Annotated in this window: 15 protein-coding genes; 5 read left to right on the top strand and 10 right to left on the bottom strand. The window is 62.5% G+C overall.

Features of this window, described 5'->3' with window-relative positions:
• Positions 1 to 273 precede the first annotated feature (273 nt).
• On the top strand, positions 274 to 1,140 hold the full coding sequence (locus GCU68_RS09740; RefSeq protein WP_152941125.1) for a formyltransferase family protein: 867 nt from the start codon (positions 274 to 276) through the stop codon (positions 1,138 to 1,140).
• A 210-nt stretch (positions 1,141 to 1,350) separates the two neighbouring features.
• Entirely contained in the window at positions 1,351 to 1,950 is a 600-nt protein-coding gene (locus GCU68_RS09735) for an HdeD family acid-resistance protein (RefSeq protein ID WP_152941123.1), read from the top strand.
• Between the two features lie 15 nt (positions 1,951 to 1,965).
• On the opposite strand, the gene GCU68_RS09730 is transcribed toward GCU68_RS09735, so the two are convergent.
• Complete coding sequence (locus GCU68_RS09730) at positions 1,966 to 3,885, bottom strand: NosD domain-containing protein (RefSeq protein WP_152941121.1); 1,920 nt, start codon at positions 3,883 to 3,885, stop codon at positions 1,966 to 1,968.
• 120 nt (positions 3,886 to 4,005) lie between these two features.
• On the opposite strand from GCU68_RS09730, the gene GCU68_RS09725 reads away from it, so the two are divergent.
• Positions 4,006 to 4,611 carry a nitrous oxide reductase accessory protein NosL gene (locus GCU68_RS09725; protein WP_152941119.1) on the top strand — a complete coding sequence of 202 codons (606 nt, stop codon included), beginning with the start codon at positions 4,006 to 4,008 and terminating at the stop codon, positions 4,609 to 4,611.
• A 15-nt stretch (positions 4,612 to 4,626) separates the two neighbouring features.
• Complete coding sequence (locus tag GCU68_RS09720; RefSeq protein WP_152941117.1) at positions 4,627 to 5,220, top strand: nitrous oxide reductase accessory protein NosL; 594 nt, start codon at positions 4,627 to 4,629, stop codon at positions 5,218 to 5,220.
• Positions 5,221 to 5,241: 21 nt separating this feature from the next.
• On the opposite strand, the gene GCU68_RS09715 is transcribed toward GCU68_RS09720, so the two are convergent.
• Positions 5,242 to 6,090 carry a sulfite exporter TauE/SafE family protein gene (locus tag GCU68_RS09715; protein ID WP_152941115.1) on the bottom strand — a complete coding sequence of 283 codons (849 nt, stop codon included), beginning with the start codon at positions 6,088 to 6,090 and terminating at the stop codon, positions 5,242 to 5,244.
• Between the two features lie 325 nt (positions 6,091 to 6,415).
• Here GCU68_RS09715 and GCU68_RS09710 point away from each other — a divergent pair, with 325 nt between their 5' ends.
• Positions 6,416 to 7,687 (top strand): RNA-guided endonuclease InsQ/TnpB family protein, encoded by a 1,272-nt coding sequence (locus tag GCU68_RS09710; RefSeq protein ID WP_152941113.1) that lies wholly within the window; start codon positions 6,416 to 6,418, stop codon positions 7,685 to 7,687.
• A gap of 47 nt (positions 7,688 to 7,734) precedes the next feature.
• Here the strand turns inward: GCU68_RS09710 and GCU68_RS09705 are convergent, their stop codons facing one another.
• The 8 genes from GCU68_RS09705 to GCU68_RS09670 form a co-directional block, all read right to left on the bottom strand.
• On the bottom strand, positions 7,735 to 8,157 hold the full coding sequence (locus GCU68_RS09705) for a DUF7471 family protein (RefSeq protein ID WP_227014817.1): 423 nt from the start codon (positions 8,155 to 8,157) through the stop codon (positions 7,735 to 7,737).
• Positions 8,158 to 8,213: 56 nt separating this feature from the next.
• Complete coding sequence (locus tag GCU68_RS09700; protein ID WP_152941111.1) at positions 8,214 to 8,876, bottom strand: nitrous oxide reductase accessory protein NosL; 663 nt, start codon at positions 8,874 to 8,876, stop codon at positions 8,214 to 8,216.
• 152 nt (positions 8,877 to 9,028) lie between these two features.
• Positions 9,029 to 10,711, bottom strand: a complete 1,683-nt coding sequence (locus GCU68_RS09695) for a bacterio-opsin activator domain-containing protein (RefSeq protein ID WP_152941109.1) — start codon at positions 10,709 to 10,711, stop codon at positions 9,029 to 9,031.
• The gene (locus GCU68_RS09690; protein WP_152941107.1) at positions 10,708 to 11,172 is read right to left on the bottom strand and encodes a response regulator; all 465 of its coding nucleotides are present in this window, start codon (positions 11,170 to 11,172) and stop codon (positions 10,708 to 10,710) included. The genes GCU68_RS09695 and GCU68_RS09690 overlap by 4 nt, the downstream gene beginning before the upstream one ends.
• 587 nt (positions 11,173 to 11,759) lie before the next feature.
• Positions 11,760 to 12,686, bottom strand: coding sequence for an NAD-dependent epimerase/dehydratase family protein (locus tag GCU68_RS09685; protein WP_152941105.1), 927 nt, complete (start codon positions 12,684 to 12,686; stop codon positions 11,760 to 11,762).
• A gap of 208 nt (positions 12,687 to 12,894) precedes the next feature.
• On the bottom strand, positions 12,895 to 13,854 hold the full coding sequence (locus tag GCU68_RS09680) for a lysylphosphatidylglycerol synthase transmembrane domain-containing protein (protein ID WP_152943689.1): 960 nt from the start codon (positions 13,852 to 13,854) through the stop codon (positions 12,895 to 12,897).
• A 2-nt stretch (positions 13,855 to 13,856) separates the two neighbouring features.
• Positions 13,857 to 14,537, bottom strand: coding sequence for a PHP domain-containing protein (locus tag GCU68_RS09675; RefSeq protein ID WP_152941104.1), 681 nt, complete (start codon positions 14,535 to 14,537; stop codon positions 13,857 to 13,859).
• A gap of 22 nt (positions 14,538 to 14,559) precedes the next feature.
• Positions 14,560 to 15,474, bottom strand: a complete 915-nt coding sequence (locus GCU68_RS09670; RefSeq protein ID WP_152941102.1) for a decaprenyl-phosphate phosphoribosyltransferase — start codon at positions 15,472 to 15,474, stop codon at positions 14,560 to 14,562.
• Positions 15,475 to 15,549 lie beyond the last annotated feature (75 nt).

Here is a 15,549-nt window from a genome sequence, read left to right as displayed (position 1 = left end):
ACTCGCCCGGACAGGCTTTGAGCAGGTGTTCGCGGTAGATCGCTGCCGGGACGGATTCGCCACAGTACTCACATTCGCGGTGCGTTCGGGTTTCGTCGATGTCCTCGGTCACGGGTGTCTCGAATGACGAATATCCCGAGAGCGGGTATATCTGACGGACCGACTCGTTTCGTCGCAATATCTGCTGTAGGCGGCCTGTAGCGTATTGATTTTGATTGATATTCACGCTGAATGCTGGCGGTAACTAAAGGGTGAAGTCGTATCCGTGTGGGTATGTCCGAGGTCGAGCCAGCGACGGTCGGCGTGCTGACCGAACCGTTTCTGTACGGATGGCAGGTGCGAGCCATCGAACGGTTACAAGACGAGACCGACGTCACCGTGACACAGGTCGTACACAACGCGGCCGACACGGAGTCCGAGGCCGAGTCCTGGAACACGAAAACGCGGCCCGGTCTCGACGAGGCGATCCAGTTCGTCGACGTCGTTCGACGCGAACGAGCGTGGGCACTCGTTCTCGCTGAACGCAATCTCGGTCGGTTGCTCGGCGACGACCAGCGACTCTGGCACCGACACACGGTCGACACCGTCGACTGTCTCGCCGATGCCGAGTACGTTCCGTGTGTCCCGCGGACAGAAAACGGCTGGAGCGAACTCCCGGCCGATGTCGTCGACCGACTCGAGGAACACTGCGATGTCGTGATCCGATTCGGGTTCGGTCTCGTTCGCGGGGCGGTTCTGACCGCCCCCGAGTACGGCGTCCTGAGTTTCCATCCTGCAGATATCCGAACGTATCGTGGTATGGGCCCGCCGGCCATCTTCCACGACGGACGGGACCGCGCCGGCGCGACGTTACAGCGGTTAGATGAGTCGATCGACGGCGGCGAAATCGTCGCGTACGACGACGTCTCGCTCGAGGGGTGTGAGACGCTCTGGGACGTCTTCGATCGACTCGTGGCGCTGCAAATCACGCTGTTGACCGACGGAATCACGAACGTGCGCGATCCGACGTTCGAGCCACGGACCGTACCTGATGAGCAACTGGGTGAGTTCTACTATCGGGACCAGCGGCGCACGATGTCGTTTGCGGGACGAGTACTGGCAAAAAATCTCGTCGGGCGAGCGCGTCGCTGGTTCGGGTGAACGCATTCGTCGAGCGTGACACTCGCACGATCAACGCCGACGTCAGGTTGCACGAGTCACTCGCGAAAACGGCGCTCGGCAACAGCACTTTCGAGTGGCCCTCCCGCCGGGTTGGTCTCATCCAGTAACTGATCGCCTGTCCTGAATTACTGTCAATTCACAGAATTTTATTATATACTCATACGTCGTTTCTATGAATGGTGACAAATAATGAGTTCAGTTACAACCGAAAACAGCCCAACCGATGAGTACCCCCGCAAACACGGCTGGCAGACGCTTGCGCTCGCCGGTGGCGCCGTTGGACTGATCGGCCTCTTCGCGATCGCGTTCCCGTTCGCGACGGGCGTCTCGATTACGATCGGCCTCGGTGCGCTCCTCGTGCTCGGCGGGATCGTCCACGCGGCCCACGCGTTCACCGTCCGCGGGTGGAGCGGATCGCTCTGGCAGCTTACGTTGGCCATCGTATCGGTCGTTGCCGGGCTCCTCTTGCTCGTCAACCCCGTCGTTGGACTTGCGAGCCTGACGATCTTGCTCGTTGGCTACCTGCTCGTCGACGGCGTCGCGGAGCTGTGGATGGCGACTCGAATGGCCGACCGATCCGGCCGCGCAGCGATCGCCGTCAGCGGCGTCCTGTCGCTGGTCATCGCCGGACTGCTCTGGGCCGGCTTTCCGGCCAGTGCGGCGTGGGCGATCGGACTGCTCGTCGGCATCAGCCTGCTGACGACCGGCATCTCGATGGGCGTCATCGCCGCCGCGAACCGCTCGCTCGAGAAGGAGAGCCCGTCGACAGCCGAACCGCGCGGGGCCTGATCCCGCGACACCCGCTTATTCTGCGGCCGATTCGCCACACTCGCGCTCGGGCGCCTCCCACTCGGTTCGCTCGAGCAACTCGGGGTTCGACGGCTCACAGAGCGGCGCCGTGTCGACGATACTCTGCGTTCGCATCCCGGAGACGGAGCCTTCCAGCGCGGCGAGGGCGTTAGATGCGGGTGCCTGAGCGAGCGTGGGCGTCCCGCCGACGCGGTGGAGCCGTTCGTCGACGGGGTCGGTCGGCGAGTACGACCGATCCAGGACCGTCCCGTCGCTCTGCCCGACTGCGCCGTGCCAGTAGTTGCCCGCGCCGTCTTCCGTCCAGATACGGAGGACACCCACTCGAGCGGTCGCGTGGCGGTAGTTGCCGACGAAGTCGTTGCCGACGACCTGGTTAGTCGGCAGGAGGTGATTCGCCTGCATGCCGTCGACGTTCCCGGCGATGACGTTGTCCTCGTAGATCGAGTTGCCCGCGCCGGCCGCGACTCCGACGTCCGTATCGGTGATGAGATTGTCCGCGACGTACGATCGCGACCCAGCCATCAGGAGGCCCTGAGATGTGTGCTTGATCTCGTTGCCGACGATGGCGTTGTGTTCGGGGTTGGTCATGACGTCGATTCCGGTCGAGCCCGCGTTTCTGATCCGGTTGTCGGCGATCAACACGTTCGAGGTGTACATCAGGTGGACGCCGATGCGGTTTCGCTCGAGCGTGTTGTTCCGGTAGACGAGGTCGTGCGATCGATGGGTGTAGATACCGTCCCGGCCGTCGACGAACCGTGAGTCTTCGACGACGCCGTCGGGTGAGCGCATCGTCATGACACCCATATAGCCGTCACTCCAGTGGTCGCTGCCGTAGACGGCGACGTTTCGAACGATGGCCCCGGGACTGTCCCGAAGCAAGACCCCGTTGGCTGGCGTCTCGATCACCACGTTCTCGATCAGCGTTTCGTTCGCGCCGTCGACCTCGACGCCGGCGTCACCCTGTCCGTAGGCCATCTCGAGGACGCCCTCGCTGCCTTCTGTGGTCGTCTCGCCGTCGTCCGGACGAGTCGAATTACCGACGCCAGTTATGTGGAGATCCGTGACGGCGGCCCGATCGGCGCTGACGGAGATGACCGTTCCGGTCCCGTCACCCTGAATCGTCGCGTTCCCCTCGCCGGCGAGCGTGATCGGGCGGTCGATCTCGACGTGTTCCTCGTAGGCACCCTCGGGAACGACGACCGTCGTGTTCGCCGGCGCGGCATCGACGGCGTCCTGAATCGTGTCTGCGTCCTCACCGACGGTGATCTCCGCGGGACGGTCGACCAGTTCCCTCGAGGCCTCAACCTGTCCGTCGGCGCGGGCATGGCGATCGTCGACGCGATCACGGACGGCCCCGGCGTCGTCGATCTCGAAGTTCGACTCGAGGAGTTGCTCCCACGTTCGAACCTCGCCGCCGTGGGTCGACGCGAACGCCTCGGCGTCGTCGCGCTCGGAAAACGGCATTACGGTTTCGCCAGCGGGCGTCGCAGCATCGCTGCCGACGACGAACGCGGCCGATTCGGCATCGGTCCAGCCGACTCGTCCATCAGTAGTCGGGTATCCGTCTTCTGTCAGTTCGATATCCGTACCGCTGAAATCGGAGACGTGGACGGCGATCGGATACCCGAAGCGCTCCTGATGGCCCGGTTGCTGGCGGTCGTCGACGAACCGCTCGAGGCCCTGATAGCCGACGACGTACTCGTACTGGGAGTAGAACACCTGCGCTTTCGGGATCTCGACCGCGTCGCCAGCGTCGGGGTCGTTCTCGAGGGTGACGCCCATCTTGACCGTATCCTCGAACAGAACGGGATCAGGGGACGTCGACCCGGTGTCGACGACGAACAGCCCGACACCGCCGACCAGCAACACGCCGAGTGCCAATGAGAGCAACAGATACCGCGTGGGCTCGGCCATACCCGTTCGTGGGCGACAGCGAACAATAGGGGATCTGGTTCGGTTATCGAAGCATTTGACGGGGTTCGATACGGCAATCGTACCAGATTCGCTAATGCGACGGCGTTCAAATCCACGGGCATGAAACGGCCTGACCGCTGGGCGAGCGAAACGACCGACGCCCCCCGTCGCCGGTTCCTCCAAGCGGCCGGTGTCGCGGGTACTGTCGTCGTCGCCGGCTGTTTCGGGAGCGGCGACGACGAAAGCGATGTCCCCGACCCGATTTCGATCGACAGCGACCACGACTGTGCGGTCTGTAACATGGTGATCGAGAACCATCCCGGTCCAGTCGGCCACGCGTTCTATGAGGACGAGAGCCTTCGCGGTGCCGAGGATGGCGTCGTCCACTACTGTAGCAGCGCCTGTGCCTACGAATACTACTTCGAACAACTCGAGGCCGGCCACGAACCGATCGTCTTGTACCTGACCGACTACTCGGCGGTCGACTGGGAGATCATCGAGGATCAGGGTATCGAGTTCATCAGCGCCCACCTCGAGGCCGAGGCCAACGCCTCGGCAACGGACCTCGAGTTCGTCGTCGATAGCGACGTCTTCGGCGCGATGGGCGAGTCGCTTATCGGCTTTACGTCGGCCGAGGACGCCGACTCGTTCACCGAGGAGTACGGTGGCGAGCGGTTCGATCACGAGTCGGTGACGAGGGAGTTGATAGACAGCCTTGGATCGTAACGGGGGCGATACCTGATGGAACCGACCACCGACGGACGGAGTCGCCGGCGGCTGCTCGCGGCGCTTGGAACCGGTGTCGCAGGTGTTCTCGCGGGCTGTTCCGGCGATAACGGCGAGAACCCGAACGTCGCCGATCCGGACGGCGGCTTCGATTTCACCGTCGAGCACCCGGTCGACGAGCCAAAGGAGTTCTCGGACGATCAGATGTGTGGCGTCTGTTCGATGACCGTGACCGATTACCCCGAACGGAACGGGCAGGTCGCCCACGAAGACGGCGTCGGGATGATGTGTTGTAGCCCCGGCTGTCTGTTCGCGTACTACACCGAACCGACCCACTTCGGCGGCTCCGAGGCCGACATCGTCGGCGTCTGGGTGACCGAGTTCGAGATGCAGCGACTCATCGACGGCTACGAGGCCGTCTACGTCTTAGAACGCAACGAGCAACGAGCCGACGATCCGATGCGACTCGATCCGCGCCCGTACGACGACCGATCGACCGCACTCGAGTACGTCGAGACGTACGACGACCTCGAGGAAGACGACATCATCACGCTCTCGGAGGTCGATACGGATATCGCGAGGATCTACCGGAGTGCGCGACTCCCCTGACCATCGCTCGAGTCGGCGTACCTACAGCGGCTGGTAGTGCGGAAGTGGGATCGCGGGCAGGAAGACGCCGAGCGTTGCGAGACCGTGTTGGAGCGGGATGTAGCCGAGCGCGAGGAAGGCGACCCCGAGGACGCGGTGGAGTTTGACTCTGGTTTCGACGCTGAGCGACTGGAAGAGGGTGCCATAGATGAACAGCGACGGCACGGTCCCGAGCCCGAGTGCGGCCAGCGCGAGAAAGCCGCCGGTTGCGGAACCTTGCACGAACGCGTACAGAAACGCCGGATACAGCAGCGGACAGGGTAACAGCCCGTGGGCTGCGCCGAGTCCGGCGATTCTGGTGTCGCCGACCCACGAGTCGACGTGGGTGATCAGCCACCCGTGGACGCGGTTGAGTACGGGTTCGAGAAACGGAATACTGACCGACCCGCCGAGTAAACCGCGGCCGAACAGATAGTGGACGCCCATCGCGATGATCACCGTGCCGACGACGATACCGGCGATCGCGTGGACGTCGGTAGCGACCGCCGTCACCGCTCGTGGCGTGATGAAGACGAGCGAGCCGGCGAACCCGAAGAGCGCGCCGAGGACGGCGTAGCTCCCCGCACGTCCGAGGTTGAACAGCGCGTGCTGGCGAACCATGCCGAGTGACACCTCGTTTCGTCTCGTCTGCTCGTCTTGTGCCCGCAGTCGGTCCGAGTACGTCGTCACGAGCGGGCCACACATTCCGAGACAGTGGGCGCCGCCGAGCAGCCCGATCAGCCCGAACACGACCAGCCCGACCTGCTCTTTCACCGCCGGATCGAGCGAGGGGTCGTAACACTGCTGTAAGAGAACGGGCTCGAGCAGCGAGATCGATCCTGGGGCGATCATCGGTCGAACGCGAGGCGACGTGCAGTCGGTGGCGATCGCGTCGGATCGGTTCGATCGGTCGCCGATCGGTCGACTCGACACCACGACGCCCAGTGTTTCGGTCCCACCCAGTTGCGCCGGACAGCCACAGTGCCGGTCGAAGCAACTGTGGCTTCGCCCCCAGAAACGCTCCGTCGGGTCATTAGTGGACGGTATGGAGCAGGTCCCCAAGTAGCGTCTGGTGCGATCGTCTATACTAGAGAAACGAGGGCGAGTACCCCGACACTCGGCCAACCTGTCACCCTTCTTCCATACCTTTACAAGACCGCAGTACCACGATTAGGATATGCAGAAGTCGCTGACCAAAACACTCGTCTTCCAACTCCAACCAGACGAGTCCGGTCAGCAACTTCTGGACGACGCCTTCCTCGAAGCCCGCTGCGTGTACAACGAAACCATCCGCCGAGCAAAGAACGGTGATGACTGGGATGAGATTCGGAAAGACGTGGAGTCTGACGCCAACCTCGTGAACAACACCGCCCAACTCGTCGTACAGAAGTCGCTCGAAGCGATGGAAAACTATTACGAGTACGACGACTACAACCAACCCAGCCACACCAAAGACAGCGCGTACCCGCTCCGGTCAAACTACGAGGAAGGGTACAACCTGTTCCTCGAAGACGACTGTATCCGTTACCGTATCAGCGCGAAGCCGTACAACCCGGTGAAAGGCACTCTTTGCGGTTCACTCGACGCCCTCGAACAACTCCGCCACGCCATCCAATCCGATGCGTGGCGTGTCGGAACGGCAGAAGCAATGAGGCGAAACGGGAATTACGAACTCCACATCAACATCACCCACACGGAGGCCGATCTCCAAGACAAAGAGGATTCACGAATGGTGGTAGGTGTGGATATTAACGAGGACTGCGTTGGGCTCGCTGCCCTCCATGAGGACGACATCGTTGATTCGGTGGTCATCGACTTCCCTGAAATCAAGGAGGAACGCCATCGGTATTTCACGATGCGAAAGCGGATACAAAACAACGGGAAGTCGTCGTTCGACCGGGCGTTCGAGCAACAAGAAGAACGGTTCGTCCACGACCAACTCCACAAAGTCTCTCGACAAGTCGTGGAGTGGGTGTCTCAGTTCGAGAAGCCCGTCATCGTCTTTGAAGACCTCAAAGAGATGCGGGACTCGATTGATTATGGCACCCGGATGAACCGTCGCCTCCACTCACTTCCGTTCCGCAAACTTCGAGAGTTCATCACGTACAAAGCCGCGTTCCAAGGGGTTCCGTCCGACGAAATCAACCCGGAATACACGAGTCAGGCATGTTCACTCACCGAGTGTGAGCAGACAACTCGTGCAAACCGGAACAAGAAGCGATTCAAGTGCGTGGATTGTGGGCGGCAAGACCACGCTGACCGGAACGCGGCTATCAACATCGCCAAGAAGGGATTGGCGAAACTAGAGAGGAATGTGCCTGCTCTCAAGACGCTTCCCGATGTGCGCAAGCTGCGACGGCAGGCATCGGGTTGTGTGAACCAGCCGACCGTGACCCACGACACCGCCAGAGGTCACCACGCCGATGGTGTCGCGGGTGTGTCCGATTAATCCACGGGAAGCCACGGGCCACCGTGACCGTGGCGGTTCACAGTCGGTTACCGGTCGTGACCCTCACTCGAGGCTCGCTCAGTCTCCGTCCCGGTCGGTCGGGACCAGTAGAGCAACGAGAGCAACACCGCCGCGATGAACACGTCGGAGCTGTGTTCGATGAGGTGATGGGAAGTCATCGGCACGAGTCCCAGCACGGTCCCCATTCCGACGATCGACCGGGCCACGAGCGCACCGAGGGCAATCGTCAACACGAGGTACTGCGTCGTCTGTCGCTGCAGGTAGCCGGCGAGGCCAATAGCGAAGAGCACCATCGTTCCCAACACGGCGAGGACGATCACCCCGACGAGGACCGGTGCCAGAGACGGGGCCAGCCAGTCACCGAACGTCAAGAGACAGACAGTCACGTCGTGTGTTCCTCCCGTCTCGAGCAGATGGACACTGAACGGCTCGCGGTGAAACGGTATCATCGAACTGTGGGCCTCGAGGTTTCAGATCAGGCACCGATCACTCGTCACAGGTCGGACTAAACGGCGTGCAGGTGGCGATTGTGCTCGCCACCGTCGTCCTCGAAGAACTGTCCTCGGTACAGTTCCGCAAGCGCCATGTCGAAGTCCTCGAGGGTGATGATGTCGTCCTCGTCGTAGGCGTCGAACTCGTCGACGAACGCTTCGGCGTCCGCACGGTCGGCAAACGGCGTCGGATTTCGCATCATGACGTCGTCGACGTGGTCCGGATCGGTCACGCGCACGAACGATGCTGTCGTCCCGTCGATCAACTCACCCGTCTCGTACTCGGTCACCCAGACGCCCTCGATCTCGCTGTCGGGGCCGTTGAAGTGCTCGGGTGCAGCGTAGTAGGCGGCCAAACAGCCCGACGAGCAGAAGTACTCCCGGTGGCCGTCGGCGTGGGCCGCCTGTGCGTTCCAGTCCGGGTGGTCGGTGGCGATCATACTACACACCGCACACTCCCGGTCGGCAGGGAAGTCAGCGGCCTCGAGTTCGAGGTCGTCGGTGTCCTCAGTGTCGTCGGTGTCGGCATTCCCGTTCTCGTCCGTTTCGTCGGTCTCGTCGTCGCCATCGTCCGGATCGGTGTCGCCGAGGCAGCCGGCGAGGCCGACTGCTGCACCGACTCCGATCGAACTCAGGAGGGCTCGTCGTCTGTACGCCGGCGTGGGTACGTTCGCCATACATCATCGGACGGCGGGACGTTGTAAATCACGTTTGGTACTGTTGTCGAATTAATTCGACGATCGTACCAGAAAATACGTCTCGATCGCACATTCGAGCCGGTTCCAACAGGATTCAAGATCGATCCGACAGTGACGGTCCCCGAGGCTGCTCACTCGCTGAACACCGAATCGAAGAACTTCCGTTCGGCCGTTCGGAGATGCTGGTTGAACGTCGCCGGCGCGATACCGAGTCGGTCGGCGATCTCCTCGCCGGTACTCTCGCGAGGCCAGTCGAAGTAGCCCGCGAAGTACGCCGTCTCGAGGGCTGCACGCTGTTTATCGGTGAGTTCTTCCTCGAGGACCGAGGACGATCCCGACTCGTCACGCTCGCTGCGCTCGCTGGTTCGTTGGGCGAGGTAGCTGACGTCGTCGCGCTGTTCTTTAATGAGTTCGATCATCTGGCGGGTGTCCCGGCCCCGTGGGAGTTCGACGACGAAGCGGAACTCGCCGTCGTCGATCGTCGCGGACCGCACCCGGCCACCGTGGGTCGCGATCGTCTCGAATAGCGAGACTGCAGTCGGTGCGACGAGCTCAAACTCGAACTCGTTGCGTCTGACGGTGAGAAACCGAACCTCGGTGAATCCCTCGGTGTCGTCGATCGCATCACGAAACGTCTCCTGATCGACGCCCTCGGCCGAGCCGTAGGCGAGCAACGCCTCGTCGCCACGGATGAGTTGCTCGAGTTCGATCGTACACGATTCGGCCGTCGAGAGGTCGACCAACGGCTCGGCCATCGAATCGACGCGGAACTCGAGTTCGATGACGGCGTCGCTGACGAGGGCATCTTTCCGCTCGATCGCCGTGATCGCGTGGGCGATGACGTCGCCGATTCGGGCGAGAATCGTGGTCTCGGCGCCTTCGAACGCACGCGGCGACGACGAGTAGACGTTCAACACGCCGTAGACGAGGTCTTCGTAAACGATCGGGATCGCAACGGAGGATTTGTAGCCGCGCTCGAGCGCCGCTTCACGCCACGGCTCGAACTCCAGGTCCATCTGCGCGTCGTTCATCATCTGTACTTTTCCGGTCCGGAGCGCCATTCCGGCCGGTCCTTGCCCGCTTTCGTCGTCTTCAGCGATACTGATTTCGACGTCGTCGAGGTACCCCTCTTCGACGCCGGCCGCGGCCTTCGGCACGATTCGATCGCTCCCCGGGTTGACCTCGCCGATCCACGCGAATCGGTAGGCGTCGGACGCGGCGAGGCGCTCACAGACGCGCTGTTCTAAGTCCGCCCGCGTCTCCGTCGTGATCACCGCGTGGGTAATCGCATGGACGATTCGGTTGAGACGATTCAGCGCTTCCAGTTGCTCGCGTTGACGGCGACGTTCGCGTTCCTGACGGGCCCGCTCGATCGCGTGGTGAATCGTTCGCACGAGCAACTCGCTCGTCACCTCGTCTTTCACGAGGAAGTCCTGTGCACCGCGCTGGATGGCTTGCACGCCGACTTGCTGGTCGCGGACGCCGGTTAAGACGACGATCGGAGTCTCGTCGCTTTCGGCGTGCACCGTCTCGAGCGTACTGAGTCCCTCGCTGTCGGGAAGGTTCAGGTCGAGTAACACGACGTCGACGTTCGTCTCCTCGAGCATCTCGAGGCCGTCCTCAAGGTACGTCTCGTTGGTGATTTCGGGAGTTCGGCCCGCCGATTCATCGGAACTGATCCGTTGGGCGAGTTCTTCGGTCCCCTGGAGCATCTCCTGAATCAAGCGTGCATCGCCGGGGTTGTCCTCGATCAGGAGGATTTCCAGAGTGTCGGCGTCGGCATCCGATTCGGAGTGGGTATTCGTTTCGCTCATTTGTGGTCATCCTCCGGCGGGAGTCGGACCACGGTGAACCAGAACTTCTCGAACGCACGGACGGTTTCGATAAACTCGTCCGGATCGACTGGCTTCGTGAGATAGGCGTTTGCGTGCAGTTCGTAGGATCTGACGACGTCCTCTTCGGCATTGGAACTCGTCAGGACGATCACCGGAATCGAGCGGAGCTCGGAGTGTTCTTTGAGTTCTTCTAAGACGTCCTCCCCGTCTTTTCGGGGCAAGTTGAGATCGAGCAAGATGAGGTCGGGCCGCGGCGCGTCGGCGTACTCGCCGCGCTGGTAGAGGAACTCGAGTGCCTCGTTCCCGTCGGAAACGACGTAGAGATCGTTCTCGATGCGGCCCTGTTTGAACGCTTCTTTGGTCAGTCGGACGTCACCCGGGTTGTCCTCGACTAACAGAATCTGTGCTGGCTCCGGTCCGAAGGGTTTGGAATTACTCATTGCGATCTGGCAGTCCCGTCGATCTCGGTTCGCTGGCCGCGTTCGGCAGCGCGAGCCATACGCGTTCGTCGACCCGCGGTCGAGTACGGGCCGGACGTAACGCACGACGCTGTCGCGCTCGCTATTACCGACAGCGTGTGCGTCAGCGTCCCGTTTTGGTGTCCGCTGTGCTGATCGAGCACTGGTCGACCACGTCGAAGAGACGATCTGCGGTGGGATCGGTATCGATCCCCTCGTCTCGAACTGAGGGGTTCCACTGTTGTCCGTGTTTCGCCGCGAGCACGGATATACGTGCGGGGGCAATCACCGAAACTGATACGTTCGTTGGGAGGGCTGTCGACTCGAGCGGCAGTAGATATAGTAACAACTGGAACGGTTTACACACCGATCGCACAGCTGTCGTGCGATCGGGTATGCACTGACTTCCAGTGGCTACTATAGTAGTTCCACACGAATCGCACAGCCGTCGTGCGATCAGGTGTGCAGTGATGTTCGGTGGCTACGATAGCTGCGCTCAGTCGCCGTTCACGAGTTGATCGTCGCCCGCCGCGAGAAGGAGGGTGCTGTGTGGGTGTGGGCCTCGTAGCTCAGTTCGTAACGGAGAGATACGGCTCGCAGACACGTTTGACACCCTCTTCGAAGTCGATTCGGGGCTCCCAGCCCGTTTCGTCACGGAACTTCGAGCAGTCCGCGTACGTATCGTGAACGTAGTTCTCGAGCGGAATCGGCTCGTACGTCGGTTCGACCGCCGTCCCCAGTGTCTCGTTGATCAGCGAGACGGTCTCGTTGAACGAATACGGCTCGCCCGTGCCGAGGTTGTAGACGCCCTCGAGGTCGTGGTCCGCGGCCATCTCGAGGCCGCGAATGATGTCGTCGACGTGCGTGAAGTCCCGCGTCTGCGTGCCGTCGCCCCACAGCACGGGCGACTCTCCGCTCGCGATCTTCTCGGCGAACTGTGAGACCGTGTTCGCGTACTCGCCTTTGTGCGCTTCGGCCCCGCCGTAGCCCTGATAGACCGAAAAGAATCGCATCCCGGCGAGGGTCATCTCGGGTTCCATGGTGTTGTAGTACTCGGCGTAGCGCTCCCTGCCGAGCATCGACGCGTCGTAGCCCGTCGCCGCCTTGGTCGGATCGTCTTCGCTCGACGGGGTCGTCCGACTGCCGTAGATCGACGACGTTGACGCGTAAACGACCGTCCGACACCCGTCCTCGATCGCCTGCTCGACGACGTTGACGAAGCCCTCGACGTTGACGCGAGCACCCTGACGCGGGTTCTCCTCGAGCATCTGGCGACTCGAGAGCGCGGCGAGGTGATAGACGACGTCGACGTCGGTCGGTAGGTCGTCCTTGAGGACGTCCGCCTCGACGTACGTCACGTCGTCGTCGAGATTCGCGGCCGTTCCGAGATAGCCGTTATCGACGGCGATAACCTCGTTTTCCGCAGCGAGCGTGTTTGCGAGGTTCGAGCCAATGAATCCCGCACCGCCGGTCACGAGCACTCGAGTGTTCTGCATACGAACCGGTTGCGACGGAATTTATATAGGGATACTGGACTAGGACGGGACCGATGCGGCACACAGCACAGCCAACGGAGCCGAAGCCGCTTCGAGACGACCCACTGTCTCATACGGATTGCTGTAACCATGTACCGCCGATCGCCAGAACGGGTCGGTGATCGGCGGTAATTGACTACAGTAAACCGTATCGCTGAACGCGGACGCCTCAGTGCGTCGTCTTGTACGTGAGGAACACCACCATCCCGAGCACTGCGGCGTACCACAGCGTTCCGACGCGGATCACGATCGTGGCCGCGGCCGCGACGGCTTCGGGGTAGCCGAACGTGAGTAACACACCGACCATCGACGCCTCCGCCGCGGCGAGTCCGCCGGGCAGCATCGAGATCGCGCCGATAACCGATCCGAGGCCGAAGACGAACAGTCCGATCACGACGCTTGCCTCGACGCCGAACCCCTCGAGTACGATCCAGAGCGCGACGCCCTCTAACCCCCACGCTGCGAGGCTGAACACCGTCGAGATGGCCAGCGGACGCACCTGAAACAGGCGGTACGTGCTCTCGTAGAACTGCTCGAGTTCGGTCGCGTAGTCGCCGACGACCGGAACCGACTCGAGTCGGTCGAGTACGGCGAGCGACGCCGCGCGCCACTGCAGCAGGCCGACGCCGACGACGATGGCCCCGAGGACGGCGACGACGGGCAGCGACGAGCGACTGTAGAGCACCAGCCCGAGTGCGGCCATCGCACAGAGTGCGATGAGGTCCGTCACGCGTTCGGCGCCGACGACGGAGGTGACCGTGCTCGCGGGCACGCCGCGCGTGTCGCGCAGGAACCACGCTTTCCAGACCTCGCCGGCTTTGCCCGGCGTGACGACCATCATCAGGCCGCTGAAGAAGGTGATCGCGCTCGCACCGAGGGGGACGTCGATCTCGAGTCGCCGGAGATAGTAGTGCCACTTGGCGAAGCGAAAGGCGTAACCGACGGTCGTCAGGCCGACGACGGCGCCGAACGTCGTCCACTCTAGCGCGACGAGAGCGCTCGTCACGTCCTCGAGGCCCGTGTAGGCGGCGAGGCCGGCGAAGACGACGACCGTCAGCAGCGCCGTCAGCCAGACGCCGTGGTCGCGGATGACCGTCCGACTCCGGTCGACGACGGCTTTGACGTTCATCGTCACGGAGATCGCCCCAGCGACAGGTTCGAGACGGCGCGAGCGGAGGCGGTGCGAAACTGGTGGAGTTTCGTCGCGACGTGGCCCGAGAGGTACCGGCCGCGACCGCCCGGTCGGACGCGCCCGTCGCGGATGGCGTCGGTGAGCGAGCCGTCCCCCTCGACACAGGTGTACGCGCGGCCGACCTCCACCGGGAAGTGTGCGTCGCTGCCACCGGTCGCCGCTAGCCCGTGGGTGGCCGCAAACGTCGCTGCGCGCTCGTTGAACCGGCGGCGGACACAGCGGGAGTTGATTGCCTCGACGCCGTCGACGGCCGCCGCGAGCGCCTCGAGGTCCGTCTCGTAGACCTGCCGCAGCGTGTCGAAGGGGTGCGAGAGGACGGCGACCCCGCCCTGCTTGTGGACGTGGTCGATCACCGTCAGCGGATCGTTCCGCGGTGGTACCTCCGTCACGTCGAGCGCCAGAAGGTGGCCCTCGGTCGTCGTTACCTCGACCGCAGCGATCACCTCGAGGTCACTCGGGGAGGCCTCCCGAACGGCGTCGACGTTGGCGAGCGTGTCGTGGTCGGTGACGGCGATGCCGTCGAGGCCGGCGTCGACCGCCGCGGCAACGACGCGCTCGGGTGGGGTACTCGAGCAGGGCGACGCGTCCGTATGGACCTGCAGGTCGTATCGACGTGTCATGGATGGCTCGGGGAGTTGGGCGTCACACGATCACCTCGAGCAGTCGGGGCGGAACCTGATAAAGGACAGCGACGACGACGAGGCCCCAGACAACGAAATTGATGAAAAACGGTCGGTCACCGAAGAGGAACTTCGGATCGCCGCCCAGCGATTCGGTGTGCGTGAGATAGTGGTATCGGAAGGTCGCGAAGAACGCGAACGGGAGCGTCGCCATCATCCACAGCCCACCGCGGAAGAACGTATAGAGCGAGTAAGAGACGACCAGCGCCGCGAGGACGGCAATGAGCAACTGATCGAGGATCTCCTCAGTGTACTCAGCGAGGGTGGCCCTCGAGGCGGCCGGATCGTCGCTGACGACCATCTCGTGGCGACGCTTGCCGAGTGCGAGCATCAACGCCCCGAGGAACGTGCAGACGACGAGCCAGGGGCTCAAATAGACGTCGATGACGACGACGCCTGCAATCGCCCGCAGGACGAACCCGATCGCGATGACCATCACGTCGACGATGACGAGGTCTTTGAGGAAGACGGAGTAGAGCGCGTTCTGGGCGAGGTACGTGAGCACGACGAGGAGAAACAACGGGCCGAGATACCACGAGAGGGAGAGACCGCCGACGAACAATACGGCTGCAAACACCACCGCGACGGTGATCGGGACCTGTCCGCTGGCGATGGGGCGGTGTTTCTTTCGTGGGTGGTTGCGGTCTTCCTCGACGTCGAGGATGTCGTTCCCGATGTACGTCGTCCCCGCGATCGCACAGAAGGCCACGATGCCGAGGGTGACGTTCGTGACGGCGGCCGGATCGAACAGACTGCCGGAGAAGACGAGCCCCAAAAGCAAGATACTCTGTTTGTACCATTGCCAGGGGCGCATCTCCTTTACCAGCCCGGAGGCAGTCACCACGACCCGATTCCGGTTGCTGTGGGCGCTGGCCATCTATCTCTGTCACTCTCCAGAGAAGATAGCAAAAAGGTCCGGCTTGCTTTGTTCGAATTATCGGCTTACAACGAC

This window comes from Natronorubrum aibiense, assembly GCF_009392895.1.
In the GTDB taxonomy this organism is placed as follows: Archaea; Halobacteriota; Halobacteria; order Halobacteriales; family Natrialbaceae; genus Natronorubrum; species Natronorubrum aibiense.
This window is presented reverse-complemented; position numbering and strand designations above follow the sequence as displayed.

Excerpts from the sequence above, each read along its gene's own strand:
- GCU68_RS09710 (WP_152941113.1), top strand. The coding sequence starts at position 6,416 with ATGCAGAAGTCGCTGACCAAAACACTCGTCTTCCAACTCCAACCAGAC.
- GCU68_RS09695 (WP_152941109.1), bottom strand. The coding sequence starts at position 10,711 with ATGAGCGAAACGAATACCCACTCCGAATCGGATGCCGACGCCGACACT.
- GCU68_RS09700 (WP_152941111.1), bottom strand. The coding sequence starts at position 8,876 with ATGGCGAACGTACCCACGCCGGCGTACAGACGACGAGCCCTCCTGAGT.
- GCU68_RS09715 (WP_152941115.1), bottom strand. The coding sequence starts at position 6,090 with ATGATCGCCCCAGGATCGATCTCGCTGCTCGAGCCCGTTCTCTTACAG.
- GCU68_RS09705 (WP_227014817.1), bottom strand. The coding sequence starts at position 8,157 with ATGATACCGTTTCACCGCGAGCCGTTCAGTGTCCATCTGCTCGAGACG.
- GCU68_RS09690 (WP_152941107.1), bottom strand. The coding sequence starts at position 11,172 with ATGAGTAATTCCAAACCCTTCGGACCGGAGCCAGCACAGATTCTGTTA.
- GCU68_RS09675 (WP_152941104.1), bottom strand. The coding sequence starts at position 14,537 with ATGACACGTCGATACGACCTGCAGGTCCATACGGACGCGTCGCCCTGC.
- GCU68_RS09670 (WP_152941102.1), bottom strand. The coding sequence starts at position 15,474 with ATGGCCAGCGCCCACAGCAACCGGAATCGGGTCGTGGTGACTGCCTCC.
- GCU68_RS09725 (WP_152941119.1), top strand. The coding sequence starts at position 4,006 with ATGAAACGGCCTGACCGCTGGGCGAGCGAAACGACCGACGCCCCCCGT.
- GCU68_RS09735 (WP_152941123.1), top strand. The coding sequence starts at position 1,351 with ATGAGTTCAGTTACAACCGAAAACAGCCCAACCGATGAGTACCCCCGC.
- GCU68_RS09720 (WP_152941117.1), top strand. The coding sequence starts at position 4,627 with ATGGAACCGACCACCGACGGACGGAGTCGCCGGCGGCTGCTCGCGGCG.
- GCU68_RS09685 (WP_152941105.1), bottom strand. The coding sequence starts at position 12,686 with ATGCAGAACACTCGAGTGCTCGTGACCGGCGGTGCGGGATTCATTGGC.
- GCU68_RS09680 (WP_152943689.1), bottom strand. The coding sequence starts at position 13,854 with ATGAACGTCAAAGCCGTCGTCGACCGGAGTCGGACGGTCATCCGCGAC.
- GCU68_RS09730 (WP_152941121.1), bottom strand. The coding sequence starts at position 3,885 with ATGGCCGAGCCCACGCGGTATCTGTTGCTCTCATTGGCACTCGGCGTG.
- GCU68_RS09740 (WP_152941125.1), top strand. The coding sequence starts at position 274 with ATGTCCGAGGTCGAGCCAGCGACGGTCGGCGTGCTGACCGAACCGTTT.